Origin of the sequence: Sphingomonas sp. SKA58 (genome assembly GCF_000153545.1) — a bacterium.
In the GTDB taxonomy this organism is placed as follows: Bacteria; Pseudomonadota; Alphaproteobacteria; order Sphingomonadales; family Sphingomonadaceae; genus Sphingobium; species Sphingobium soli.
In genome coordinates this window covers 93,005-115,278 of sequence record NZ_CH959307.1, presented here as the reverse complement: position 1 = coordinate 115,278, position 22,274 = coordinate 93,005, and the positions used below count along the sequence as shown (strand labels likewise).

At 64.1% G+C, this 22,274-nt stretch carries 25 protein-coding genes; 14 read left to right on the top strand and 11 right to left on the bottom strand.

Annotated features, from left to right (window positions below; genetic code table 11):
• The first annotated feature begins 134 nt into the window (after nt 1–134).
• Entirely contained in the window at nt 135–626 is a 492-nt protein-coding gene (locus SKA58_RS09790; RefSeq protein ID WP_037543344.1) for a nucleoside deaminase, read from the top strand.
• Nucleotides 627–1,066: 440 nt separating this feature from the next.
• Here the strand turns inward: SKA58_RS09790 and SKA58_RS20340 are convergent, their stop codons facing one another.
• From SKA58_RS20340 to SKA58_RS09775, 3 genes are all read right to left on the bottom strand, one after another.
• A complete protein-coding gene (locus tag SKA58_RS20340) occupies nt 1,067–1,483 on the bottom strand; it encodes a hypothetical protein (RefSeq protein ID WP_232209409.1) in 417 nt (138 codons plus the stop codon).
• 234 nt (nt 1,484–1,717) lie between these two features.
• Nucleotides 1,718–2,182: a hypothetical protein gene (locus SKA58_RS09780; RefSeq protein ID WP_009822259.1), complete on the bottom strand. Its 465-nt coding sequence runs from the start codon at nt 2,180–2,182 to the stop codon at nt 1,718–1,720.
• Nucleotides 2,179–2,649 (bottom strand): copper chaperone PCu(A)C, encoded by a 471-nt coding sequence (locus SKA58_RS09775; RefSeq protein ID WP_009822258.1) that lies wholly within the window; start codon nt 2,647–2,649, stop codon nt 2,179–2,181. Before SKA58_RS09775 ends, SKA58_RS09780 begins: the two co-directional genes overlap by 4 nt.
• A 176-nt stretch (nt 2,650–2,825) precedes the next feature.
• Between SKA58_RS09775 and dnaK the strand changes: the two genes are divergently transcribed.
• Both dnaK and dnaJ read left to right on the top strand, forming a co-directional pair.
• Nucleotides 2,826–4,724 carry a molecular chaperone DnaK gene (gene dnaK, locus SKA58_RS09770; RefSeq protein WP_009822257.1) on the top strand — a complete coding sequence of 633 codons (1,899 nt, stop codon included), beginning with the start codon at nt 2,826–2,828 and terminating at the stop codon, nt 4,722–4,724.
• Between the two features lie 60 nt (nt 4,725–4,784).
• Nucleotides 4,785–5,921, top strand: coding sequence for a molecular chaperone DnaJ (gene dnaJ / locus SKA58_RS09765; RefSeq protein ID WP_009822255.1), 1,137 nt, complete (start codon nt 4,785–4,787; stop codon nt 5,919–5,921).
• A gap of 103 nt (nt 5,922–6,024) precedes the next feature.
• Here the strand turns inward: dnaJ and SKA58_RS09760 are convergent, their stop codons facing one another.
• Both SKA58_RS09760 and SKA58_RS20560 read right to left on the bottom strand, forming a co-directional pair.
• Nucleotides 6,025–7,128, bottom strand: coding sequence for an amino acid permease (locus tag SKA58_RS09760; protein ID WP_009822254.1), 1,104 nt, complete (start codon nt 7,126–7,128; stop codon nt 6,025–6,027).
• Nucleotides 7,129–7,152: 24 nt separating this feature from the next.
• On the bottom strand, nt 7,153–7,326 hold the full coding sequence (locus SKA58_RS20560; protein ID WP_371388955.1) for a hypothetical protein: 174 nt from the start codon (nt 7,324–7,326) through the stop codon (nt 7,153–7,155).
• Nucleotides 7,327–7,433: 107 nt separating this feature from the next.
• Between SKA58_RS20560 and SKA58_RS09755 the strand changes: the two genes are divergently transcribed.
• Nucleotides 7,434–7,865 (top strand): cupin domain-containing protein, encoded by a 432-nt coding sequence (locus SKA58_RS09755; RefSeq protein WP_156784224.1) that lies wholly within the window; start codon nt 7,434–7,436, stop codon nt 7,863–7,865.
• 59 nt (nt 7,866–7,924) lie between these two features.
• Here the strand turns inward: SKA58_RS09755 and ahpF are convergent, their stop codons facing one another.
• The 3 genes from ahpF to SKA58_RS09740 all read right to left on the bottom strand — a co-directional run bounded on the left by ahpF (nt 7,925) and on the right by SKA58_RS09740 (nt 11,020).
• Complete coding sequence (gene ahpF / locus SKA58_RS09750; protein ID WP_009822251.1) at nt 7,925–9,508, bottom strand: alkyl hydroperoxide reductase subunit F; 1,584 nt, start codon at nt 9,506–9,508, stop codon at nt 7,925–7,927.
• 184 nt (nt 9,509–9,692) lie between these two features.
• Nucleotides 9,693–10,256, bottom strand: a complete 564-nt coding sequence (gene ahpC, locus SKA58_RS09745) for an alkyl hydroperoxide reductase subunit C (protein ID WP_009822250.1) — start codon at nt 10,254–10,256, stop codon at nt 9,693–9,695.
• A gap of 107 nt (nt 10,257–10,363) precedes the next feature.
• Nucleotides 10,364–11,020, bottom strand: coding sequence for a TetR family transcriptional regulator C-terminal domain-containing protein (locus SKA58_RS09740; RefSeq protein ID WP_037542936.1), 657 nt, complete (start codon nt 11,018–11,020; stop codon nt 10,364–10,366).
• Nucleotides 11,021–11,139: 119 nt separating this feature from the next.
• Between SKA58_RS09740 and SKA58_RS09735 the strand changes: the two genes are divergently transcribed.
• The 4 genes from SKA58_RS09735 (at nt 11,140) to mltG (ending at nt 14,547) form a co-directional block, all read left to right on the top strand.
• Nucleotides 11,140–11,616 carry a hypothetical protein gene (locus tag SKA58_RS09735; protein ID WP_156784188.1) on the top strand — a complete coding sequence of 159 codons (477 nt, stop codon included), beginning with the start codon at nt 11,140–11,142 and terminating at the stop codon, nt 11,614–11,616.
• Between the two features lie 205 nt (nt 11,617–11,821).
• Nucleotides 11,822–12,055 (top strand): acyl carrier protein, encoded by a 234-nt coding sequence (locus SKA58_RS09730; RefSeq protein WP_007689016.1) that lies wholly within the window; start codon nt 11,822–11,824, stop codon nt 12,053–12,055.
• Between the two features lie 177 nt (nt 12,056–12,232).
• The gene (gene fabF / locus SKA58_RS09725) at nt 12,233–13,492 is read left to right on the top strand and encodes a beta-ketoacyl-ACP synthase II (RefSeq protein ID WP_037542930.1); all 1,260 of its coding nucleotides are present in this window, start codon (nt 12,233–12,235) and stop codon (nt 13,490–13,492) included.
• Nucleotides 13,493–13,548: 56 nt separating this feature from the next.
• A complete protein-coding gene (gene mltG, locus SKA58_RS09720; RefSeq protein WP_037542927.1) occupies nt 13,549–14,547 on the top strand; it encodes an endolytic transglycosylase MltG in 999 nt (332 codons plus the stop codon).
• A gap of 22 nt (nt 14,548–14,569) precedes the next feature.
• On the opposite strand, the gene SKA58_RS09715 is transcribed toward mltG, so the two are convergent.
• Nucleotides 14,570–14,992 carry a hypothetical protein gene (locus SKA58_RS09715; protein ID WP_037542924.1) on the bottom strand — a complete coding sequence of 141 codons (423 nt, stop codon included), beginning with the start codon at nt 14,990–14,992 and terminating at the stop codon, nt 14,570–14,572.
• 110 nt (nt 14,993–15,102) lie between these two features.
• Here SKA58_RS09715 and SKA58_RS09710 point away from each other — a divergent pair, with 110 nt between their 5' ends.
• From SKA58_RS09710 to SKA58_RS20060, 3 genes are all read left to right on the top strand, one after another.
• Nucleotides 15,103–15,642 carry a peroxiredoxin gene (locus tag SKA58_RS09710; protein WP_009822243.1) on the top strand — a complete coding sequence of 180 codons (540 nt, stop codon included), beginning with the start codon at nt 15,103–15,105 and terminating at the stop codon, nt 15,640–15,642.
• A gap of 8 nt (nt 15,643–15,650) precedes the next feature.
• The gene (locus SKA58_RS09705; protein WP_232209408.1) at nt 15,651–16,154 is read left to right on the top strand and encodes a 2'-5' RNA ligase family protein; all 504 of its coding nucleotides are present in this window, start codon (nt 15,651–15,653) and stop codon (nt 16,152–16,154) included.
• A gap of 155 nt (nt 16,155–16,309) precedes the next feature.
• On the top strand, nt 16,310–16,459 hold the full coding sequence (locus tag SKA58_RS20060) for a hypothetical protein (RefSeq protein WP_009822241.1): 150 nt from the start codon (nt 16,310–16,312) through the stop codon (nt 16,457–16,459).
• A gap of 66 nt (nt 16,460–16,525) precedes the next feature.
• On the opposite strand, the gene SKA58_RS09700 is transcribed toward SKA58_RS20060, so the two are convergent.
• Together SKA58_RS09700 and SKA58_RS09695 are read right to left on the bottom strand one after the other, a co-directional pair.
• A complete protein-coding gene (locus tag SKA58_RS09700; protein ID WP_009822240.1) occupies nt 16,526–18,328 on the bottom strand; it encodes an acyl-CoA dehydrogenase C-terminal domain-containing protein in 1,803 nt (600 codons plus the stop codon).
• 38 nt (nt 18,329–18,366) lie between these two features.
• A complete protein-coding gene (locus tag SKA58_RS09695; RefSeq protein WP_009822239.1) occupies nt 18,367–18,777 on the bottom strand; it encodes a MerR family transcriptional regulator in 411 nt (136 codons plus the stop codon).
• A 121-nt stretch (nt 18,778–18,898) separates the two neighbouring features.
• Here SKA58_RS09695 and SKA58_RS09690 point away from each other — a divergent pair, with 121 nt between their 5' ends.
• The 3 genes from SKA58_RS09690 to SKA58_RS09680 all read left to right on the top strand — a co-directional run.
• On the top strand, nt 18,899–19,309 hold the full coding sequence (locus SKA58_RS09690; RefSeq protein WP_009822238.1) for a DUF2946 family protein: 411 nt from the start codon (nt 18,899–18,901) through the stop codon (nt 19,307–19,309).
• Nucleotides 19,310–19,409: 100 nt separating this feature from the next.
• Nucleotides 19,410–21,449 carry a TonB-dependent receptor family protein gene (locus SKA58_RS09685; protein ID WP_037543339.1) on the top strand — a complete coding sequence of 680 codons (2,040 nt, stop codon included), beginning with the start codon at nt 19,410–19,412 and terminating at the stop codon, nt 21,447–21,449.
• The coding region (locus SKA58_RS09680; RefSeq protein WP_009822236.1) for a PepSY-associated TM helix domain-containing protein at nt 21,449–22,274 on the top strand (826 nt) is incomplete at its 3' end. The genes SKA58_RS09685 and SKA58_RS09680, both read left to right, overlap by 1 nt.

Genomic DNA, 22,274 nt, shown 5'->3' with positions numbered 1-22,274 from the left:
TCCGCCCTTTTCGTTTGGGGAAGCGGTGGCCGGTTGAGCCGGGCGGCATTGCTGTCCTGCCTGAGCGGGCGGGGAACGAGCGCCGATCCCAAACGTCCATGCCGGGGATGCGCCACAAGGCGGAAGGGACCGGCATGGACGAAACGGACAGCAAATGGATGCAACGCGCGATCGACCTTGCGCGCAGCAAGGGCAGTTCGCCGCAGGACACGCCGATCGCCGCGATCATCGTGCTGGATGGGGCGGTGCTGGCGCAGGGCGTCAATGAAACCGACGAGCGGTGCGACGCGACCGCGCATGCCGAAATGATGGCGTTTCGCGCGGCGGGGCAGGTCCATGGCGACATGGATTTGCGCGGCGCGACGCTCTATTCGACACTCCAGCCGTGCGGCATGTGCACCATGGCGTCGATCTGGACCAAGATCGGCCGCATCGTCTATGGCGCGGGGCGCGACGATGTGCATGCCATGTATTTTGAGGACCGGCATCTCGACACGATGGACTTCATCGCCGACGCCTGGCGCGACGACCTGACGCTGGAGGGCGGATGCCTGAAAGACGCATGCGCGTCGCTCTATTTTGGTCCCGATGATGACGTGCCTGAGGAGCTTCAGGGCAATATCTGATCGGCGCGCCGCGTGACGGGCGCGAAGTTCACAATGTCGTCGGACGTTTTCGGCCCGAAGCGACCACAAGGCGACCATGAAGCGCCTGCGAGGCGACCACGAAGCGACACATCCAACAGGGCGCTGGCGGATGGGGTTGGCGGGCGGACGACGCTGCGGGCGCATCGACGAGGATGAACCAGAAACGGCGGGAATAGGACAGATATTTGCGGGGGGAAGGGCGGCTGAGCGTTCGCCCGGTGTCGACCATTAGCCGCGGTCAAATCCTCCCCTGCAAGGGGAGGGGGACCACGAAGTGGTGGAGGGGTGTCACCCTGTCGAGAGCGGGACACCCCTCCGTCTGGCCTACGGCCAGCCACCTCCCCTTAAAGGGGAGGATGGTCTGGAACCGATCATTTTAAGCCATTGAGGTGAGGATAAGCGCAACCCCATAGGAGGCACTACGAACCGCCTAATTCTGGCCATTGCCGCCAGTTCCATCCTTCGCTGCATAGCGACTGCGGCCCTTCGCAGAGCGGTGCCGCATCCATAATTGCCCGAACAGCTTCAACGCGATTGCACGCCGCAGTGAGCGCGACATCAAGGACCGCCTGAGGCTCTGGGTTCATCTCGCTCATGATTGCCATATAACGCCGGAGGGTGGCGTCTGAGATGACGGACTTGTTCCAAAGCGTTGATCCGTCAGAGGCGACATAAATCGGTTGCACTGTCCTTAAATGACCGATGCCATCCTTTTCCCGGCCCCAATGCTCGCGTGGGGTTGAGCAACTTGAGGCGTAATTCTCTGGCGCGCGACCGCACCCTGTCGTCACGAGGCTCAGGAATGCAGATAGGACGAAAGCCGGATAAATCCTCATCGGAGAAATAGTGCCGCTTTAGGCATCGCGCGGCAATGACAGCTTAACTAAATGTCCGTTCCGAAAACGGCACGTCCTCTTCCCATCCCTTTCCGCCCCCCTCGTGGATGCGGGAACCCGTCTCTGACGTCTGGCCATGTGCAGCGTCGGGAGATGGATCCCCGCCTGCGCGGGGATGACGGTGAAAATGCGGGGGTGACGACAGGGATGGGCGCGCGCTCCTGATCCAACCCGTCAACCAGCCTCGAACGGCAACAGGGCTTCATACGCCTCAAGCCCCGGCTTGCCGTCTATCGTCCGGCCCTGTCGAAGCAGGAAGGCGTGTTTCACGATTTCGGCCTGTTGCTCGATGCCGTAGCGCGCGAAGGGCTTGCCCGGCGCGATGGCATAGTCGTAGCGGCAGAAGGGATGGCGCATCAGCGGGAGCCACCATCTGCCCGATCGCTGCGCCTGCCAGACATGGGTCATTTCGTGGATGAAATGCGCCTGGAGAGGGAGCGGCTCGTCGCAGAAATCGGCACAGAACAGGCCGCCTTGCGGGTGGAACCAGAGGTCGCCGTCGGGCGCCATGGTGACGCGCCGGGGCTGGAGCGGCCACCAGGCGCGGTCATGGACGCGCACGCGCGCATAGTCGATCACGGCGCCGAACATAGTGCGGGCGAGCGCGACTTCGCCCGCCGTCAGCGGCCGGCTGGTCAATTGGCGCTATTGTCCGACGGGGCCGGGGTGGCGGCGGCACCCTCCGGCTTGCGGATCACGGCATCGACCAGCAGCCGGTCGCCATTATCCAGCAGGAAGGTCAGTTGCATCTTGCCCCGGCTGATCGCGGTGTCGTTGACGCCCCAGAGCATCAGATGCTTGCCGCCTGGCGCGAACGTCACCGTGCCCTTGGCGGGAATATCGACGCTGTTGATCGGCTTCATCGTCATGACGCCGTTTTCCTCGACGCTTTCGTGCATCTCCACTTTAAGCGCATAATCGGTGAGCACGCCGCGCAGCCGGGTCGCGCTGTCGCCGCCATGGGCGACGAAATAGCCGGCCGAGGGACGATCCTTGTTCGGCGACAGGCGTATCCAGGCCTGGTCGATATAGGTGGGGGCGGGGTCTCCGCAGGCGGTCAGGGCCAACGGCGCTGCCAGGGCGATGAGGGCAAGGGGACCACGCATCTCTCACTCCATGTCTGTCTTGTTTCAGGTCGGTTGCATAGCTAATCGCCCCTGCGCCTTGTGCCAAGCGAAAGCACGCCTATATCCCCCGTGCAAACCGGCCTTGCCTTGGCGCTTTCGTGAGGTATTTGGCCTTCAACCGCTGAACGCATGATTTGGGGTTAAAAGAGGAAAAAATGGCAAAAGTTATCGGGATCGACCTTGGCACGACCAACAGCTGCGTGGCTGTGATGGATGGCGGCAAGCCCAAGGTTATCGAAAATGCGGAAGGGGCGCGGACCACGCCCTCGATCGTCGCCTTCGCCAAGGATGGCGAGCGCCTGATCGGTCAGCCGGCCAAGCGCCAGGCGGTCACCAACCCGGACAACACGATTTTCGCGGTGAAGCGCCTCATCGGCCGCCGCTTCGACGATCCCATGACCAAGAAGGACATGGAACTCGTCCCCTATTCGATCGCCAAAGGCCCGAACGGCGACGCCTGGGTCAAGGCCGGCGGCCAGGACTACAGCCCGTCGCAGATCAGCGCCTTCACCCTGCAAAAGATGAAGGAAACCGCCGAAAGCTATCTGGGCGAAACGGTCACGCAGGCGGTCATCACCGTTCCTGCTTACTTCAACGACGCCCAGCGTCAGGCCACCAAGGACGCGGGCCAGATCGCCGGGCTTGAGGTGCTGCGCATCATCAACGAGCCGACTGCGGCGGCGCTTGCTTATGGCCTGGACAAGCAGGACGGCAAGACGATCGCGGTCTATGACCTTGGCGGCGGCACGTTCGACATCTCCATCCTGGAGATTGGCGACGGCGTGTTCGAAGTGAAGTCGACCAATGGCGACACCTTCCTGGGCGGCGAGGATTTCGACGCGAAGGTCGTCGAATATCTGGCTGCCGACTTCCAGAAGGCCGAAGGCATTGACCTTACCAAGGACAAGCTGGCGCTCCAGCGTTTGAAGGAAGCCGCCGAGAAGGCGAAGATCGAGCTGTCTTCGGCGCAGACGACCGAGGTCAACCTGCCCTTCATCACAGCCGACCAGAATGGGCCGAAGCATCTCGTCAAGACGGTGACGCGCGCCGATCTGGAACGCCTTGTCGCGGACCTCATCAAGCGGACGATGGAGCCGTGCAAGAAGGCGCTGGCGGACGCGGGCGTGTCGGCGAGCGAGATCAGCGAAGTCGTCCTTGTCGGCGGTATGACCCGCATGCCCAAGGTGCGCGAGGCGGTGAAGGATTTCTTCGGGAAGGAGCCGCACACCGGCGTCAACCCGGACGAAGTCGTCGCCATGGGCGCGGCGATCCAGGCGGGCGTGTTGCAGGGCGACGTCAAGGACGTGCTGCTGCTCGACGTGACGCCGCTCAGCCTTGGCATCGAGACGCTGGGTGGCGTGTTCACCCGCATGATCGACCGCAACACCACGATCCCCGCCAAGAAGTCGCAGACCTATTCGACCGCTGATGACAATCAGCAGGCCGTGACGATCCGCGTGTTCCAGGGCGAGCGTGAAATGGCGGCGGACAATAAGCTGCTGGGCCAGTTCGACCTGGTCGGCATTCCGCCCGCGCCGCGTGGTGTGCCGCAGATCGAAGTCACTTTCGACATTGACGCCAACGGCCTGGTCAATGTGTCCGCCAAGGACAAGGGCACCGGCAAGGAACAGCAGATCCGTATTCAGGCCTCGGGTGGTCTTTCGGACTCCGACATCGACCAGATGGTCAAGGATGCCGAGCGCTTCGCCGAAGAGGACAAGAAGCGTCGTGAAGCGGCGGAAGCCAAGAACAACGCTGAGAGCCTGGTTCACACGACCGAGGCGCAGCTGGCCGAGCATGGCGACAAGGTCGATGCAAGCCTGAAGGGCGAGATCGAGACCGGCATCGCCGCGACCAAGTCCGCGATCGAGAGCGGCGACGCGGAAGCCATGAAGACCAAGGCACAGGAACTCGCCACGGTTGCCATGAAGCTGGGCCAGGCCATTTACGAGAAGGAACAGGCTGCGGCTGCTTCGCCGGAGGCCGACGGGCCCAAGGCGGACGATGATGTCGTCGACGCCGAATTCTCCGAAGTGGACGACAACAAGGCGTAAGCCGTTAGACTGCACCCGCCGCGCGCGTGACACGCGGCGGCGGGTGCAGCCGGGAATGATATGACTGAAACGGACTATTATTCGCTGCTCGAGGTCGAGCGCACCGCAGACGGCGCGACCATCAAGAGCGCGTATCGCAAGCTCGCGATGAAATATCACCCGGATCGTACCGGGGGATGCACCGACAGCGAGGCCAAGTTCAAGGCCGTGTCGGAAGCCTATGAGTGCCTGAAAGACCCCCAGAAGCGGGCGGCCTATGACCGCTATGGTCATGCCGCCTATACCAATGCTCAGAACGGCGGAGGCGGCGGCGGGTTCCGTGGGCAGGCGGGCGGTTTTTCCGACCTTGGCGATATTTTCGAGACGATCTTCGGCCAGGCCGGCTTTGGCGGTGCGGGTGGCGGACGCCAGCAGCAGCGGCGCGGCGCGGACCTGCGCTACGACATGGAGATCAGCCTCGACGAAGCCTATCATGGCAAGCAGACCGACATTCAGATCGAAGTGTCGGCCGCTTGCGAAACCTGCGACGGGTCGGGCGCGCAGCCGGGCACCGGGGTCAAGACCTGCGCGACCTGCCATGGTCATGGCCAGGTGCGCGCGCAGCAGGGCTTCTTCGTGGTCGAGCGTACCTGTCCGTCCTGCCATGGCGCAGGGCAGGTGATCGAAAGCCCGTGCCGGTCGTGCCGGGGTGAGGGCCGTGTCGACAAACCCAAGTCGCTGTCGGTTTCCATCCCTGCCGGCGTGGACGAAGGCACGCGTATCCGCCTGTCGGGCGAGGGCGAAGCGGGCGCGCGGGGCGCACCGGCCGGCGACCTCTATATTTTCCTGCATGTGAAGCGCCATGCGATCTTTGAACGCGACGGCACGACTTTGTTCTGCCGCGCGCCGGTCAGCTTCACGACCGCTGCCTTGGGCGGGACAATTGAAGTGCCGGGGCTGGACGGCAGTCGGCACGAGATCAAGATCCCGGTCGGCATCCAGTCGGGCAAACAGATTCGCCAGCGCGGCGCGGGCATGCCGGTGCTCAATGGTCGCGGCCTTGGCGATCTGGTCATCCAGGTGGACGTCGAGACGCCGACGAAGCTGACCGCTAAGCAGCGCGAATTGCTCGAAGCCTTCCGCGAAACGGAAACGGGCGAGGAATGCCCGCAATCGACGGGATTTTTCTCCAAGCTCAAGGAAATGTGGGGGGATTGACGCCCTTCCCATTCCAATCCCCGTTCGGTTCGAGCGAAGTCGAGAACCAGTTGTTGAGTGCCAGCCGGTTCTCGACAGGCTCGAAGCGAACGGATTATGAAGCCTATGCCCGTTCCCGCCGCGCCCGGGCGTAGAAGGGCAGGCCCGCGAGCATCAGCAGGATGCTCGATCCGCTGGCGACGACGCCTGCACCCCATAAGGTCCAGAGCGCATAGCCCAGGCCGATGATCGCAGCCGGCATCACGAGCCGGAACCGCAGGCTGGCGAGCGCGAAGCCGACATAGAGCCACAGCGTCGCCGATGTCGCGAGCAGCGCCATCATGGTGAACAGCGCGACCAGCCCTTGCAGGCTGTTGGCGACCAGCATCAGGCTGGCGAGGATGGTGGACAGGATGAGGGCGCGGCGCGGCGTGCCGCGTGCGTCGGTGACGGCAAGCCAGCGGGGCAATTCGCCACCGCGCGCCATGGCCAGCGGGACTTCCCCCTGAAGCAACGTCCAGCCGTTGAGCGCGCCCAGGCAACTGACCACAACGAACATCGCCACAAGGCTGGCCGGACCCGGCGACCAATAATGGCTGACGAACGCGCCGAAGGGGGAGCCGGTCTGCGTCTGCGCCGCCGGCAATGTCAGCGCGATGCCGGAACAGACGATCAGGTAGATCAGCCCGGTCGCCGCCGTGCCGATCAGCGTCGCGCGCGGGATGGTGCGAGCGGGGTCGCGCACCTTGTCGGCCGCGACGCTGGCCGATTCAAAGCCGAGCAGCGCCCAGAGCGTCAGCGCGGCCGACGCGGTGATGCCCGCGCCGGTCAGGCCCTGAGGTGGGAAGGGCGCAACCTCTGCCCGGCCGCTGCCCACTATCGCCAGCAGCAGGATCAGGACGACGATGATCGGGATGAGCTTGATCGCCGTGGTCCAGATCTGCGCTACGCCGGCCGCCCGTGCGCCGGCCAGATTGATGCAGGTCATCAGCCACAGAAATCCGATCGAACAGAGCGCGCCAAGGCCCGGCCGCGCCAGCACCGGCAGCAGGCTGCTCACATTCGCGGTGGCGGCGACCGCGATGGTGACATTGGTGATGATGAGGGAAATCCAGTAGGTCCACCCGATCGCGAAACCGGCCAGCGGGCCGAACGCGCGGGCGATCATCTGCGACGGGCTGGCGTCGGGCATGGCGACGGTCAGCCGCGCGATGACGAAGGCCAGCACCAGCGACCCGGCGATGGTGAATATCTACCCCGCCACCGCGTCCCAGCCGAAAGGAGCAAGGCTGGCCGGCAGCAGGAAGACGCCCGACCCGATCATATTGCCCATCACCAGCGCGATGCAGGCGGCAAGGCCAAGCGTGCGGGCGGAGGCGCGCGATGGCGATGCGGCGTCGGGCGAGGAAAGGGGGGCGGGCTGCATGGCGCTCGCCTTTAGTGCGGCGGCATGAGGAATGCCAGACAGGTGCGCCATCCCGGCACCTGATCGTGGACATGGAGGACGGGCTGCATCAATCCGTTTTCCCCGGCATGACGTTCGCTCTTGTTCTGCTCGGCCTCGCCGGGGCCGCCGCCGTTTCGCCAATTTCCGGCCCGATCTCCAAAGCGGAGGCCGACCATTATATCTGGGGCGGCATCAATGATGGATGGCATCTGGTGCAACGGCCGGACCTGTCGATCATCGAGGAACGGCTGGCGCCCGGCGCGGCTGAGGTGCGCCATTATCATCGTGCCGCGCGTCAGTTTTTCTATGTTCTGGATGGCGCGCTGACGATGGAGATGGATGGACGGATGTATCGGCTGACCAAGGGCCAGGGCGTGGAGATCGCGCCCGGCGTGCCCCATCAGGCGCGCAATGAAGAGGACGCGCCGGTCGCGATATTGGTCGTTTCCGCTCCCAAAAGCCATGGCGACCGAGTGGATGCGCCGCTCGCGGCGTCCTCCGACGCGGTGCCGGACTAGCAAAAACGGCCGGCCCATCGCTGGACCGGCCGCCGTGCAACCCCGCTCGGGTTGTGCCGTTACGCCGCTTGCGCCTCGACCTCTTCGGTCGCGGGCAGGCGAATGAGATAGTCGAAGGCGGACAGGCCTGCGGTCGACCCCGCGCCCATCGCGATGACGATCTGCTTGTAGGGCACGGTCGTGCAGTCGCCGGCTGCGAAGATGCCGGGCTGGCTGGTTTCACCGCGCACGTCGATCTCGATTTCGCCGCGCGGGGACAAAGCGATCGCGTCCTTCAGCCATTCGGTGTTGGGGACAAGGCCGATCTGGACGAAAATGCCCTCCAGTTCGACATCATGTTCGGTGCCATGGTTGCGATCCTTGTAGGACAGGCCCGTCACCTTTTCGCCATTGCCGATGACCTGCGTGGTCATGGCCGATGTGATGATCTTCACATTGGGCAGGCTGGCGAGCTTGCGCTGGAGCACAGCGTCGGCGCGTAGCTGGCTGTCATATTCGATCAGCGTCACATGGGCGACGATTCCGGCGAGGTCGATCGCCGCCTCGACGCCGCTGTTTCCGCCGCCGATCACAGCCACGCGCTTGCCCTTGAAGAGCGGCCCGTCGCAGTGCGGGCAATAGGCGACGCCCTTGTTGCGATACTCGTCCTCGCCGGGCACGCCCATCTGGCGCCAGCGCGCGCCGGTCGACAGGATGACGGTGCGGCCTTTGAGCGACGCACCATTTTCCAGCACGACCTCATGATAGCCGCCTTCGGTCCTGGCCGGGATCAGCTTCGCGGCCTTTTGCAGGTTCATGACCTCGACGTCATAATCCTTCACATGCGCTTCCAGCGCGGAGGCGAGCTTGGGGCCTTCGGTGCGGCTGACCGAGATGAAATTCTCGATATCCATGGTGTCGAGCACCTGGCCGCCAAAGCGTTCGGCCGCGACGCCGGTGCGGATGCCCTTGCGCGCCGCGTAGATGGCGGCCGCAGCGCCGGCGGGGCCGCCGCCGACCACCAGCACTTCGAAGGGGTCCTGGCGCTTGATCTTTTCGGCAGCGCGCGCTTCTGCGCCGCTGTCGATTTTGGCGACGATCTGTTCCAGCTCCATGCGGCCCTGACCGAAGGGTTCGCCGTTGAGGAAGATGGTGGGCACGGCCATGATCTTGCGCGCGTCGACCTCTTCCTTGAACAGGCCGCCGTCAATCGCGACGTGGCTGATCCGGGGGTTGAGCACGCTCATCAGGTTGAGCGCCTGCACCACGTCGGGGCAATTCTGGCAGGAGAGCGAGAAATAGGTTTCAAAGGCATAGTCGCCGTCGAGGTCCTTCACCTGCTCGATCAGGTCCTGCGCCGCCTTTGACGGATGGCCGCCGACCTGGAGCAAGGCGAGCACCAGAGAGGTGAATTCATGCCCCATCGGGATGCCCGCAAAGGTCACGCCAATGTCCGTGCCGACACGGCGGATCATGAAGCTGGGCTTGCGCTGGGCATTGCCGGTAGCGACGGAAACATTTTCCGACAGCTCGGCAATTTCGTCCAGCAATTCCTTGAGTTCACGGGACTTCGCGCCTTCATCCAGCGACGCCACCAGCTCGATCGGCTGGGTGATGTTCGCCAGATAGCTTTTCAGCTGTCCCTTGAGATTTGCGTCCAACATATCTGTCTGGCTCCGTTGAAAGAAGGCGGGCCGCCGCTTGGGGAGAGGGAATGCGGCGGCCCGTTGCGGGGATGGTGCGACCCAAAGACCCCGGCAAAAACATCTTGTGGAATATCGTGCGAAGGCCCCGCCGGGTTCCCGCGAACGGGAAGCCGGCGGTGTTTACGCAGACGCCTGGCGCGCCTTAGATCTTGCCGACGAGGTCAAGCGACGGAGCGAGCGTTTCGGCGCCTTCTTCCCACTTGGCGGGGCAGACTTCGCCCGGATGCGCGGCCCAATATTGGAGCGCCTTGACCTTGCGCAGCAGTTCCGCGGCATTGCGGCCCACGCCTTCGGGCGTGATTTCTACGAGCTGGATCACACCCTCGGGATCAAGCACGAAGGTGCCGCGATCCGCCAGGCCAACGCCTTCGCGCAGCACGCCGAACTGATTCGACAGCTGGTGGTTCTGGTCACCGAGCATGTAATAGTTGATCTTGCCGATCGCCGGCGATGTGTCGTGCCAGGCCTTATGGCAGAAATGCGTGTCGGTCGAAACCGAATAGACCTCAACGTCCATGCCCTGGAGCGTCGGGTAGATGTCAGCCAGATCTTCCAGCTCGGTGGGGCAGACGAAGGTGAAATCGGCGGGATAGAAGAAGAATACGGCCCACTTGCCCTTCACATCGGCGTCGGTCACATCGACGAACTTGCCGTCCTTGTACGCGGTGGCCTGGAAGGGCTGCAGGGGGGTGTTGATGAGAGCCATGGGCGCTGATTACCTCGAAAAATGTGTTGCAGTTGCGAACTCCATGTAGGGATGGGGTGCCCATAAGGGAAATTGGTTTTCTTGAACGGCTTGAGTGAGAAAAGCGATCAGAGCGCGCCTGACTTATCGACTTGTTCGTCATTTGCGCCAAGCCATTGCATCATCGCGGATTCTACCATCGCCTGCGCCTCTTCCGCTGTAAAGCTGGACCGGTCGAGGCACAATTCCAACCATAGGCCGTCCACCAGTGCGGTGAGGCTGATGGCGGCGATCCGCTTTTGCGCCTGCGAAAGTTGGGGCGCGGCTTCGCCCAATAGTGTCTCCAACTGATGGCGCGTCCCGCGATAGACGTCGGCATGAACAGCGGCGATGGCGGGATCAGACGTGACCAGGCTCCAGAAGGCGATCCATGTGGCGAGCAGGTCCGGGTCCAATACCGGCGGGCGCAGATTGGCCAGCAGGCAGGCGCGGAGCCGATCGCGCGGATCATTGCCCGCCGATGCGATCGCGGCATCGAGCGCTGCCGAAACCCTGGCGCCCACATCGACATAGGTGGCGAGAATCAGTGCATCGACGCCCGGAAAATAATGGGTGAGCAGGCCGGACGACACGCCGGCCCTGGCGCAGATCGCACGGACCGACGTGCCGCCAATGCCCTTTTCCGCGAGGCAGCGGGCGGTCGCTTCGATCAACGCCTGCCGCCGCACGTCGGGCGTTTCGCGCACGAAGCGCGCTCTTGCTCTTGGTCCTGCCGGTTGCGCCATGCCGTCTCCTTCCCATATTCCCCTTTGGACCCGCCCGACGCCCCCTGGCAAGCGGTGGACGGAAGATCGCCCGGCCGGGCCACGGGTTCGACAAGGCGGGTCAAGACAAGGAGATGATCATGCGCTTTTCCTCCATACCGCAAGGCCTTGCCGGCGCGGCGCTGATGTTGCTGGCGAGCGGATGTTCCGGCGGGGCTGATCCGGACAGCGCGAACGGCAGCAACCAGGCCGCTGCGCCGGTCCCGACTATTGAGAATGTGGCCGAACCGGACGCGGTGGGCGCCGCGCCTGCGCCGACGGATCGGATGGCGACGGACGATTGGGTGGGGCGCTGGACCGGGCCGGAGGGACTGTTCCTCGACATTCAGCCATCGCCCGACGGCAAGCCGGGCCATTATGCCATCGCCAACAAGGATACGCTTGATCGGCAGGGTAACTATGACGGCGTCGCGGACGGGGCCATGATCCGCTTCGAGCGCGACGGCAAGGATTTGACGATCCGGCCGGGAACGGGCGCGGAAACGGGTTTTAAATGGCTGGCGGAGAAGGAAAATTGCCTGATCGTCGTCGCTGGGCAGGAAGGCTATTGCCGCTGATGCGGGTCGGCATGCAGGTGAGGGAGGAAGGCCGAAGCCATGCTGCGTCAGGCCATATTCACGTCTGGCCGTGCCCGACTGCCATCGCATCGCAACGAAGGGGCTTGGCGGCCTTGCCTCTTGCCTCTATCGGGGCTTGGCTCTAGGGCATTGCCTTAACGGTTGTTCACAGACCACCAACGATATTTGTCAAGAAGGACCTCTCATGAGTGAGACCGCGGATCGCGTAAAGAAAATCGTCGTCGAGCATCTGGGCGTAGAAGCCGAAAAGGTGACCGAGGATGCCAGCTTCATCGACGATCTGGGCGCAGACAGCCTTGATATCGTCGAGCTGGTGATGGCGTTCGAAGAAGAATTCGGCGTCGAAATCCCCGACGACGCTGCCGAGAAGATCGCCACCGTCAAGGATGCGATCGATTATATCGACAGCAAGCAGTAATTTGTCCGCCCGGCCCGATCCTGAGAGGGAAGGGCCGCGCTGACGAACGAGAAACGGCTCCTCCTGTCCGGATTTCCGAGGCGTGGGGAGCCTTTTCATATCTGGCGCGCCGTTCACAAGCGCGCTTTCAGTAGCTACATGGGCGGCATAAGGTCCATGAATTTTCGGAGCTAGGATATGCGTCGTGTCGTCGTAACCGGCCTTGGCATGGTGAGCCCGCTGGGCGGGAATGTCGAAACCAGCTGGAAAAACATCATCGCGTCGAAATCGGGCGCGGCCACGATCACGCGCTTCGACGCGACCGATTATAAGTGCCGCATCGCCTGCGAAGTGAAGCCGGCCGATCACGAATATGGCTATGACGCGTCGCTGGACGTCGATCACAAGATCCAGCGCCAGGTCGATCCCTTCATCGTCTTTGGCATTTCGGCGGCCAGCGAAGCGCTGCGCGACGCGGGCCTGGACAATATGACCGAAGAAGAGCGGCTGCGCGCCGGCTGCTCGATCGGGTCGGGCATCGGCGGGCTGCCGGGCATCGAAAGCGAATCGCTGGTGCTGGCCAACAAGGGGCCAAGCCGTGTGTCGCCGCATTTCGTCCACGGTCGCCTCATCAACCTCATCTCCGGCCAGGTTTCGATCAAATATGGCCTGATGGGGCCGAACCACGCGGTCGTCACCGCCTGTTCGACCGGCGCGCATTCGATCGGCGACGCCGCGCGCATGATCGCGATGGACGACGCCGACGTGATGCTGGCGGGCGGCGCGGAAAGCGCGATCTGCCCGATCGGCATTGCCGGCTTCGCCCAGGCGCGGGCGCTGTCGACCAACTTTAACGACACGCCCGAAAAGGCCAGCCGCCCCTATGACGTCAACCGCGACGGCTTCGTCATGGGCGAGGGCGCGGGCGTCGTCGTGCTGGAGGAATATGAGCGGGCCAAGGCACGCGGCGCGCATATCTACGCCGAAGTGATCGGCTATGGCCTGTCGGGCGACGCCTATCATGTCACCGCCCCGCATCCCGAAGGCAGCGGCGGCTATCGCTCGATGGAAATGGCGCTCCGGAAATCGGGGTTGTCGCTGGAAGATATCGACTATGTGAACGCGCATGGCACATCGACGCCGCTGGGCGACGAGCTGGAGCTGGGCGCGGTCAAGCGGTTGTTCGGCGACCATCTGTCGTCCATGTCGATGTCGTCGACCAAGTCGGCGATCGGCCACCTGCTGGGCGGCGCGGGCGCGGTGGAGAGCATTTTCTGCATCCTCGCCATGCGCGACCAGATCGTGCCGCCGACGCTGAACCTCGATGAGCCCAGCGAAAGCTGCAAAGGTGTCGACCTGGTCCCGCACGTCGCCAAGGAGCGCAAGGTGCGCGCGGTGCTGAACAACAGCTTCGGCTTTGGCGGCACCAATGCGTCGCTGATCATGAAGGCGGTCTAAGGCTTATCCTCCCCGGCAAGGGGAGGATGCTTTAAGTGCGGGACGGACTGAAACCCATGGCAAGACGATCCCGCCCGAGCCCCACCCGCCGCATCGGATGCGGCATCCTGCTAATTGGCCTTGCGGTGGCGGCGTTCATCGCGTTCCGCTTCGTCGCCGGTTGGAGCGAGGACGGGCCGGCGGCCAGGGAAGTCAGCATCACCGTGCCCGAAGGCGCGACCCTGTCCGATGCGGCCGTGCTGTTGAAGCAGGCGGGCGCGGTGCGATCGGCCGATGCGTTCCTGACCCGCGCCAAGGTCTTTGGCGGATCGACGCCGATCAAGGCTGGCGAGTTCGTCATCCCGGCACAGGCCAGCAACAAGGACATATTGGCGATCCTGCAGGGCGGGAAGACGCTGACCCGGCTTGTCACCATTCCCGAAGGCATGCCCTCGATCCTGGTGTATGAGCGGCTGATGGCCAACGACCAGCTGACCGGGGACATCCAGGTGCCCGAGGAAGGCAGCGTGCTGCCCGACAGCTATGCCTTCGACAAGGGCGAGCCGCGTGCCGCTGTGCTCAAACGCATGCAGGACGCGATGACGAAGCTGCTCGCCAATCTATGGGCAGAGCGCGCGCCCGATCTGGTGGTGAAGACCCCGCGCGAGGCGATCATCCTTGCCAGCATCGTCGAGAAGGAAACCGCCGTCGCCAAGGAACGGCCGATGGTCGCGGGCGTCTATGCCAACCGCCTGCGCGCGGGCATGATGCTCCAGGCCGATCCTACGATCATCTATCCGATCACGCGCGGCAAGCCGCTGGGGCGGCGAATCCGCAAGTCGGAAATCGCGGCGGTCAACGACTATAATACCTATGCCATGACCGGCCTGCCCAAGGGGCCGATCGCCAATCCCGGTCGCCTGTCGATCCTGGCGGTGCTGCACCCGGCGCAGACCAAGGCGCTGTATTTCGTGGCGGACGGGAAGGGCGGGCATATCTTTGCCGACAGCTTGCAGCAGCATAATGAGAATGTCCGCAAATGGTTCGAAATTCGCCGCGCGCGCGGCGAACTCTAGGCCATTGGCGCAAGCCGACGGGTCAGCGCAGCGCGCCCTTCGTCGCCATGGAGCGCGCATAGGCAAGTTGCACGATCGCAATCAGGATGATGACCGCGGGAAAGCCGGCCGCGACCATCAGGCCCTTTTGCGCGATCAGGTCGGTCATGCCGAGCGTATGGCCGAACTGCACCAGGACCGCGATCAGCGACACGAGGAACAGCGGCACCGCGATGGCCCGGCGCATCAGCAGCGCCACCGCGCCCGCCGTGCCGGCCGCGACCGCCACGCCATAGACGATCCACAACCATGCGGGCATGGCGGCGAAGGCGCGGGCGGTGACGGGATCGGTCCGGGCGAGGTCGGTCAGGTCCATGCCATATTGCATGACGAAGGCCATCACCCCCATCAGGTTCCAGAGCAAGAGGATGATGCCGACGATTGTCAGGGAACGGGATGTGGACATGATGCGTGTTACCCCCACTTGACCGGCATCGCTTGCGGCCGGTTCGCGCCCGAATATATACCGAAAACAGCCGTGGCGATAGCAGTCCGGCCTTAAAGGAGAATGCTCTTATGCTGGGTCGATCCATCCCTGACGTCACACTCAAGACCCGGGTCCGCGATGACAGCGTCGAAGGGCCAAATCCCTTTCGCTGGCAGGAGGTCAGCACGGGCGATCTGTTCGCGGGAAAGCGGTCCGTCGTCTTTTCGCTGCCCGGAGCGTTCACGCCGACCTGCTCGACGGAACAATGCCCGGCCTTCGAACAATCGAGCGCGGCGCTGAGGGCGGCGGGCGCGGACGATGTCTATTGCGTGTCGGTCAACGACGCCTTCGTCATGTACCAGTGGGGTAAGCAGCTGGGCATCAAGTCGGTCAAGCTGTTGCCCGACGGATCGGGCGATTTCACGCGCCGCATGGGGATGCTGGTGAAGAAGGATCATCTGGGCTTTGGCGAGCGCAGCTGGCGCTACGCGATGGTCGTCGATGACGGCAGGATCGTCGCCTGGTTCGAGGAGCCGGGCATCAACGATGCGGGCGAGGATGACGATCCCTATGGCGAGACCAGCCCGGAGCCGGTGCTGGCCTGGCTGGCGGACAATCCGCGCGCATGACGGATGGCGTGCCGGCCCCCATTATCGTCACGGCGTTGATGGGGGCGGCGGACTTCGCCTGGGCTGATGGTCTGCGCCGCGCGCATTTCCCGCCGGAGCGCAATTGGCTTGGCGCGCATATCACCTTGTTTCACCATCTGCCGCCCTCTGCCCTGGGGGAGGTTGCGGGGCGATTGAAACGCCTGGGCGCCGGACCGCGGCCCGCCGCGCGCCTGACCGACGTCATGCTGTTGGGGCGCGGGGTTGCCTATCATGTCGAAAGCCCCGAGTTGCTGGCGATGCGCGCGGAACTGGCCGACGCCTTTGCCGGGATGCTGACGCCGCAGGATCAGGCGAAGCCGCGGCTGCATATCACGATCCAGAACAAGGTGACGCCGGACGCGGCGAAGGCGCTGGCAGATCAGCTGCGCGCTGACTTTCGTCCGCGCCCGCTGGCCATCGCCGGTCTGGCCGCCTGGCACTATCGCGGCGGGCCGTGGGAAATGGCGATGAAGGCGATGTTCCGGGGGTAGGGGCAAGAGGCGGCGACCGGCCGATTGCGCCGGCGAAGGGCGGCAGGTGACTTTCCTGCAATCGCGTTCGAAATCCTTGCATTTGCGAAGAAAGGGCTGTTCGCCCACATAGGCTGGGATGCTGCAACGCAGCAAAACCATTCAGAGGGTCTGCCATGTTTTCGCTTATCGCACTCTATTTCGCCTATCGCCGCGACGTCGTCACCGCCGAACGCTATATTGCTGGCCTGACCCCCGCCGCAGCGCCGGTCGAGCAGGAAGCCAGCCCGGTCGTGCTGGACACGCCGCTGCCGCTCGCGGCCTGACCCGATACGCAAAAGGGCGGCCAAATGGGCCGCCCTTCGCTTGAATGACTGTCCGGTCGCCTAGGGTCAGGCGGCCAGGAATTGCGCCGGGTCGAGCGCCATCAGCGTATCCGCGCCGCCCTCGATCTTGCGCCGCAGTGCGCCTGCGTCGGGCATGATCCGTTCGGCAAAGAAGCGGGCCGTTACCAGCTTGGCCTCCAGGAAGCCCGCATCGCCTTCGCTTGCCGCGATCTGCGCGCTGGCCGCCTTAGCCATGCGCAGCCACATCAGGCCCGTCGCGACGATGCCCAATATGTGCATATAATGATGCGCGCCTGCGCCCGCATTATCCGGGTTCTTCATGGCGTTCTGCATCAGCCACATGGTCGCCGCGCCCAGCTGGCCGCTCGCCTTTTCGAGCGCCTCCGCGATCGGGGCGATCGATTCGTCGGACTTGGCGGCGGCGACCTCCTCGTTCACCAGCTTCAGGAACGCCTGCAAGGCGCGCCCGCCATGCATGGGTAGCTTGCGGCCCACCAGGTCCATCGCCTGAATGCCGTTGGTACCTTCGTAAATCTGGGCGATGCGGGCGTCGCGCACATATTGCTCCACGCCATTTTCCCAGATGTAGCCATGGCCGCCGAACACCTGCTGCGCCGACACCGCGACGTCAAAACCCTTGTCGGTGCCATAGCCCTTGACCACCGGGGTGAGCAGCTGGAGCAGGTCATCGGCCGCCTGCCGCTCTTCCTCGGTTTCGGCGTAGTGCGACAGGTCCACCTGCACGGCGGTCCACAGGGTCAGCGCGCGCAACCCTTCGGTCAGCGCCTTGGCCTCCATCAACATGCGGCGCACGTCGGGATGGACGAACAGCGTGTCGGCCTTTTCCTCCGGCTCCTTGGGGCCGGTGAGCGCGCGACCCTGCCGACGGTCCTGCGCATAATGAACGGCGTTCTGAAACGCGACTTCCGCCTGGCCCAAGCCCTGGAGGCCGACGCCCAGGCGCGCGGCGTTCATCATGATGAACATGGCGGCCAGGCCCTTATTTTCTTCGCCGACCATCCATCCGGTCGCGCCGTCATAGTTCATGACGCAGGTCGCATTGCCGTGAATGCCCATCTTGTGCTCGATCGACCCGCAGGAAACGGCGTTGCGATCACTCAGCGCGCCGTCGTCACCCACCATGATCTTTGGCACGACGAAGAGCGAAATGCCCTTGCTGCCTTCGGGCGCGTCGGGCGTCTTGGCCAGGACAAGGTGGATGATATTGTCGGCCAGGTCATGTTCGCCTGCCGAGATGAAGATCTTGGTGCCGGTGATGGCGTAGCTGCCATCGCCCTGCGGCACGGCCTTGGTCTTGATGAGGCCAAGGTCAGTGCCGCAATGCGGTTCCGTCAGGTTCATCGTGCCGGTCCATTCGCCCGACACCATTTTTGGGATGTAGCGATGCTGCTGTTCGCTGCTGCCCTTGGCGAGCAGCGCGGAAATCGCCCCGGTGGTGAGGCCGAAATACATTTCGAACGCTTGGTTGGCCGACGTCATATATTCGCCGAGCGCAGTCGCCACGACCATGGGCAGGCCCTGTCCGCCAAATTCCTCCGGCGCGTGCAACGTCGTCCAGCCGCCTGCGACATATTGGTCATAGGCGTCCTTGAAGCCGGCGGGCGTCGTGACGCTGCCGTCGCTATTGCGCGTGCAGCCTTCCTTGTCGCCCGAAGCGTTCAACGGGAACAGGATTTCGGCCGCGACCTTGCCGCCTTCGGTCAGGATCGCTTCCACCAGATCGGGCGAAGCGGCGGCGAAGCTGGGCAGATTGGCGTAGCGGTCAAGCCCCACGACATGATTCAGTACGAAGCGGGTGTCGCGAATGGGGGCGGCGTAGCTTGGCATGATCGTCTCCTGAAATTCTCTTATGCGGGGTAGGGGGTCTATTTCTGTTCGATAGTGGCGACGAAGGCCGCCAGTTCGGCAATGGCCGCATCGATATCGTCCTTCTGCCGGGTCAGCAGGTCGATGCGCGCGCGGCATTTGTCCACAGTGACGCGCCGCTGCGCCTCATGTTCCTCATCAGCGTCGTAGAGGTCGATCATCTCGCGGATTTCGGTCAGGCTGAAACCCACGCGCTTGCCGCGCAGAATCCACGCCAGTCGCGCCCGGTCGCGCCGTGAATAGATGCGGGTCAGGCCCTGGCGTTCAGGCGAAATCAGCCCTTCGTCTTCGTAAAAGCGCAGAGCGCGCGCGGTGACGCCAAATTCTTCCGACAGGTCGGTGATGCTGTAGCGTTCCCGTTCGCTATGATCGGGCAGTTCGATCCCGGCGATGCTGCTGCGATTATCCATGGCGATGATGTAATCCCGCTTTACGTTTACGTCAAGGTGAGTGCTATGCCTGTCCTGCATATCTCCGCTTGGGCCTTTTGCCCCAGTGACACGCCACGGCCAAGCCGCTAGGGCCAGCGTCATGACGGGGGCGATCAGACAGAGCAGAGGTGCGCGCGGTGTGCTGGCCGCGCTGGCGCTGCTCGTCCTGGCAATTCACCTGATCGCGCCGACCGGTTTCATGCCGGTACGCACCGCCCATGGCGTAGTGGTGACGCTCTGCACCGGTCAGGGGGCCGTCAATGTCGTGGTCGATCGCGGCGGCTCACCCATGGATGGCGATCATCGCCCGGATGATGGCATGGGCGGCCAACAGCATTGCCCCTTCGCCGCGTCGGTCCAGCCGGTCGTGCCGCCGCTGGCGCTGGCCGATCTGCCCTTGCCGGCGTGGAAACTCGCCTTCGGCCCGATCGCCTTTGCGCTCAAGACCGGCCTCATCGCCCGGCTGGCCGCGCCACCGCCGCCCTCATTGGGTCCACCCGCCGCTTTCTGAAAAAGACTGCAATGCCCGCACGCCCTGCGCGTCGGGATGAATGACCGATTCGGCGCCGCGTGGTGACGAAGACGTCGGCCTGTTTCAGAAAGATCCATCCATGTTTTCTCATAGTGTCGCGCGCGGCCTGCCGCTGTGCGCCCTCGTCCTTATGCTGTCCTCCCATCCGGTTCTTGCCGAGGACAGCGCCGACCAAAGCGCGATCATCGTCACCGCCAGCCCGATTGTCGAGGAAGCCGCCGCCCGCGTGCAGCGGACCCCCGGCGGCGTCGATGTCGTGTCGGCGCAAGAGTTTGACGACAAGCTCGCCGTGTCGCTGCGCGACGCGCTCAGCTTCTCGCCCGGCGTCTACACCCAGCCCCGCTTCGGGCAGGAAGTGCGCATCTCCATTCGCGGATCAGGCCTGTCGCGCGGCTATCACATGCGCGGCCTGACCCTGTTGCAGGATGGCATTCCCATCAACGCCGCCGACGACAATGGCGATTTCCAGGAACTGGACCCGCAGGTCTTCCAGCATCTGGAGGTGTATCGGGGCGGCAATGCGCTGCGGCTGGGTGGATCGACGCTGGGTGGTGCGATCAATGCCGTGACGCCGACCGGCCGCAGTGCGCCGGGCGTCGAACTGCGCATAGATGGCGGCAGTTTCGACACGCTGCGCGGCAAGATGGCCTTTGGTTATGCCGATGATCATGGCGATGCATTTATGGCGATCACCGCCGACCGGTCCGACAGCGATCGCATCCATGGCGATCGCAAGGCGTTACGCTTCAACGGCAATGTCGGTCTCAAAATCAGCGAGCGGGTGGAGACCCGTTTTTACGCAAGCGCGCAGACGATCCGGCAGAAACTGGCTGGCGCGCTCAATGAGACCGACGCCATCGCCAATCCGTCCAAGGGCAATGTCTTTGGCGATCAGGCGCGGGACATCGATTCGATCCGGTTGCAGAACCGCACGACCATCGCACTGGACGATGCTACCGTCGCCTTTGGCGTCTATTTCAATGCCAAACAGCTGTTTCATCCGATCTATCAGGTGATCGACCAGAAGTCGGAGGATCGCGGCGTCTTTGGTAGCGTGGACTTGACCGGGGACATTGGCGGCATGCCCGTCGCGTTGACGCTGGGAAGCCAGGCGCGGTTTGGCCGCACCGTCGCGCGGCAATTCGTTAATCTGAATGGAAAGTCGGGCGCCCCGACCGCCGATGCGGTGCAGAAGGCGCAGACGATCAACAGCTATGCCGAAGCGCGCATAGCCCCGCTGCCCTCCCTGTGGCTGGTGGCCGGGGGCATCTACAGCCATGGTGAGCGCAAGATCGACAACCGGATGGCCCCCGCACGCAGCGGTCAGGCCGATTTCGACAGTTTCGCGCCCAAGATCGGCCTGCTCTACGAACCATCGGATAGGATGCAGGTCTACGCCAATTACAGCCGATCGGTGGAAATGCCCGGCTTTGGCGAATTGAGCCAGGCGCCCGCGGGCGGCGCGCCCGGCTTCACGCCGGTCGGGCTGCAAAAGGCATGGACCGCCGAAATCGGCACGCGCGGCCGGGTGGGCATCGCGACGTGGGACGTCAGCGTCTATCGCGCGGACATAAAGGGTGAGATGCTGCAATATAGCGTCGTTCCCGGCCTTATTCCGGCCGCGACCTTCAATGCGGACCGCACGCGGCATCAGGGGGTCGAGGCGGGGCTGGACCTGACGCTCAGCCCCTGGGCGCGGCTGCGGCAGGTCTATCAATATAGCGACTTCCGGTTCCGCGACGACATCCAGTTCGGCGACAATCGCCTGCCGGTCATCCCACGCCATTTCTACCGCGCGGAACTGACATTGGGGACGGACCGGCTGTCGGTCAGCCCGGCGGTCGAATGGCTGCCGCAGGGGGCATGGGTGGATTATGCCAACAGCAAGCGGGTGGAGAGCTATGCGATGCTGAACCTCACCGCGCAGGCGCAAGTGCGGGACGGCGTCACCCTGTTCGTCGATGCGCGCAACCTGACAAAAGAGCGGGCGATCGGCGATATCAGCGCGCTGGTGCGCTATGTGGCGGATGATCCCGCGACCCCCGCCAACGAAGGCAGCGCCGCCTTCTATCCCATCGAGCGCCGCGCTTTCTACGCCGGCGTGCGGGCGCGCTTCTGATGGGTGAGGACGTGCGCGGCGGCGGATTTTACCGCGCCATGTGGCGCTGGCATTTCTATGCCGGCCTCATCGTGCTGCCGGTGCTGGCGCTGATGGCGGCTACGGGCGCGCTCTATCTCTACAAGCCCGAGCTCGAGGCGCTGGCCTATCCGGTCCGGCTGACGCAGCCGGGCGGTGGCGCATCCTTACCCGCGTCGCGCATAGTGGCCGCAGCGCAAGCCCGCGCCGGTGCGACAGCAACCCAGGTCATGCGCCCCGCCAGCAACAGCGAAAGCTGGCGGGTGGTGACGCCGTCTGAACAGGGCGGCACGACGACCTACTTCGTCGATCCCCGTGATGGGCGTATCCTGGGGCAGATGCGCGATGGCGGCGTGATGGAGACGGTCAAGTCGCTCCACAGCCTGACGATGACCGGTCCGGTCGGCAACCGGTTGGTCGAAGTGGTCGCCGGCTGGGCGATCATCCTGTGCGTCACGGGGCTGTATCTGCGCTGGCCCCGACGCGGCCAGCCCGCGCTGGCGCTCCGCGGTACCGCAAAGGGGCGTCTGTTCTGGCGCGACCTGCACGGGACGCTGGGCTTTGCGTCGGCGCTCGTCATCCTGTTCCTCGCCATCACCGGCATGCCCTGGACCGATGTCTGGGGCGGAGGGCTGCGCGCGGTGATCGCCGCCAACAAAGCGGGGCGGCCGCCAATGAAGGTCAATCCCTGGTCGCACGCGGCGAAACATGCGTTGCCCTGGACGCTGCGGGAGCAGGATGCGCCGATGGGGCAGGGGCATCGTGATATCGGCGTCGACGCCGTGACACAGATCGCTGCCCGGCGGG